The organism is Longimicrobiaceae bacterium (assembly GCA_035936415.1).
Lineage (GTDB): Bacteria > Gemmatimonadota > Gemmatimonadetes > Longimicrobiales > Longimicrobiaceae > JAFAYN01.
Genome location: DASYWD010000336.1, coordinates 1 through 2,624 on the forward strand (window position 1 = coordinate 1; position 2,624 = coordinate 2,624).

The window sequence follows — 2,624 nt, forward strand, 5'->3', positions numbered from 1 at the left end:
CTCGCGCGCTGCGCGAGGATCCGCCCGGGGCCTGCCCGCGGCCGGGCGCTCCGCTACCGCGCCGCGTCCGCGGTGGTGGGATCGATCACGGCGTGGACCTCGAGGACGCGGTTCGCCGGGAAGCCGCCCCGGCGCGCGTGCTCCCGGACGCTCTCCTCGTCGGGCGCGAGGTAGATGCAGGTGATCTTGTCGCCCGTCACGTAGCTCTGCACCCACTGGACCTCGGGGCCCATCTCGCGCAGCACGCCGCACGACTTCTGGGCGACCCCCCGGAGGTCCTCGGGGGAAAGGTTGCCGGCGCCGGGAAGCTCGCGCTCGATCAGGTACCTGGGCATCGTGTGCTCCTTGGTTGTGGGACCGCTGGGTGTGATGGATGCCCACCCGGAGGTGGGCGGGGGTGCCGCTACTCGAAGACTTCCGTCTCCGCGGCGTGCTGGCACGAGACCGTGGGGTTCCAGTCCGCGAACGTTCCCCGCGGGTTGTCGCGCCACAGCCAGACGTGGAGCTTGTAGATCGGCAGGAACGAGTGCGGGTGGAACTCCTGCCCGAGCAGGGTCGGGGGAGCCTTGCCCTCCCAGGCGTCGATCGGGACGATGTACTCCAGCCCCACCAGGCGCAGGTGCCCGCTCGGTCCCGGCTCGTAGATCAGCAGCTCCGGCCGGAGGAGCTCGACCGTGCCGTCGATCAGCCCGGGGTTGCCGTAGTGGTACCCCATCGCGCCGAGCGTGCGGTGCGCCCAGCACGGGGTGATCCGCTCGGTGTACCCCGCCTCGACCGCCTTGTCGAAGTTGTGGTAGGCCGCGGTCTCCCGGCGAAGCGCGGCGAGCTGCCGGGCGAGGTCGGCGGACGTGCCGGCCGCGCGGCCGTGCGACGCGCCGGAGTGGTCCGACGGGGGCGCTGCCGGGGGGCCGGCTTCGCACGCCGCGAGGCCGAGCGTCACCAGCAGTGCGGCGAGCAGGGTGGGTCTGGACATGGTTCCGTCTCCTGTGAAGGTCCGCGCCGGGCGGCGGCCGGAGCCGTCGCGGTTCGCACGAACCAATCTGCGGAGCGGGAACGCACGGGGGATCGGGAGCCCTCCCTATTTTGGCGGGTGCGCCCCCCCGGTTTGGAGGAGTCCGAGCCGCTCCGCCTCGCGCGCGGCCTCCATCCGCGTCCGCACCCCCAGCTTGGCAAGCACGCTGGAGACGTGGTGGTCCACGGTCTTGGGGGCGAGGAAGAGCCGCTTCGCGATCTCGCCGTTGCGCAGCCCCGAGGCGATGAGCCGCGCGATCTCGGCCTCGCGGCGCGTGAGGCCGCCGGGATTGGCGCGCGTGGAGGGACGCGGGCCGCGTGGGACGCCGCGCACCCCCAGCTCGCGCAGCCTGCGGAGCACGTGCTGCGCGGCGGGACGGGCGCCGAGCCGCTCGAACTCCTCCAGCGCGGCGCGAAGACCCTCCGCGTCGTCCCCCCCGGCGAGCGCCCGCGCCGCCTCGTAGTCACACCCGCGCCCCTTCCATTCCGCGGCGGCGCCGGCCCGATCGCCCGCGAGCTCCAGCGCGTACGGCCTGGCGATCCACTCCGGCGCCTCCACGCGCTCGTCGGCGCGGGCGAGCCAGGAGAGCAGCTCTCCGGCACGCCACGGATCCCGGCGGGCGAGCGCCAGCTCCAGCGCCGTCCGCGTCTCCCGCTCCGCGCGGTTGCGCTCCCCCGAGAGCCAGGCGAGCTCCGCGTGCGCGGCGCAGGCCGGCGCCAGCCGCTGCAGCTCTCCCGTCCCGGAGGCGAGGGCGAGCGCCTCGTCCAGGTACGCCGTCCGGTCGAACTCGCCGCGGCGGGCGGCGATCCGCCCCAGCACAACCAGCGCCTGCATCCGGCTCACCGAGGAGACGCGGGGGTGCTGCAGCACGGCCGTGGCGGCCTCCTCCGCCTCGGTCCAGCGCCCCCGGTGGAGGCCGGAGACCGCCAGCCACCCGAGCATGTACAGCCGCCACGAGTCCAGGTCGTGCTCCGCGCAGTAGCCGATCCCCTGCTCCAGGTACTGGTCCGCCTGGGGGAAGCGGTGGAGGACGACGTGCTCCGAGCCGAGGTTGGTGTAGGCGCGCGCCGCGTGCTCCTCCAGCCCGGCCTCCAGCGACAGCGACAGGCTCCGTTCGAGGAGCGCCCTTCCCTTCTCGTAGTCGGAGTTGAGCGTCGCGGTCCCGACGTTGTTGAGCGCGTGGGCGAGCGTGGCCGTGTCGCCCAGCTCCCCGGCGAGCGCGATGGCCCGCTCCCCCCAGGCCACCGCTTCGGGGAGGTCGTGGCTCAACATCCGGAGCTGGGACCAGTTGCTGAACGCCATCGCCAGCTCCCGCCCGGGCGGCAGCGGCTGCAGCACGTCGAGCGCGGCGCGTCCGGCCCGCTCGGCTTCCGCGTTCTCGCCCAGGAACCAGTTGAGCCGGGAGAGCCAGCGGAGGGTGTCCCCTTCCCGGGTCCGGTCCCCGGCGGCGCGCCACAGGTCGAGCGCGGCGCGTCGGGCCGCGAGGGACTCGGAGATCTGGTCGGTGAGGTAGTACTCGTACGCCTGTGCTTCGAGGAGGCGGGCGCGCTCGGCCGGCGGCAGGTGGTCCGCATGGCGCAGCGCGCGGGCGTACTGGGCGGCTGCCTCGCGG

The 2,624-nt window shown here is 74.4% G+C and carries 3 protein-coding genes; all 3 read right to left on the minus strand.

All coding sequences use genetic code 11. From position 1 onward, the window contains the following. Positions 1 to 53 precede the first annotated feature (53 nt). Positions 54 to 335 carry a DUF4242 domain-containing protein gene (locus VGR37_13775; GenBank protein HEV2148466.1) on the minus strand — a complete coding sequence of 94 codons (282 nt, stop codon included), beginning with the start codon at positions 333 to 335 and terminating at the stop codon, positions 54 to 56. Positions 336 to 403: 68 nt separating this feature from the next. Further along, positions 404 to 973 (minus strand): hypothetical protein, encoded by a 570-nt coding sequence (locus tag VGR37_13780; GenBank protein HEV2148467.1) that lies wholly within the window; start codon positions 971 to 973, stop codon positions 404 to 406. 105 nt (positions 974 to 1,078) lie between these two features. Next, on the minus strand, positions 1,079 to 2,624 hold a 1,546-nt coding region (locus VGR37_13785; protein HEV2148468.1), incomplete at its 5' end, for a response regulator transcription factor.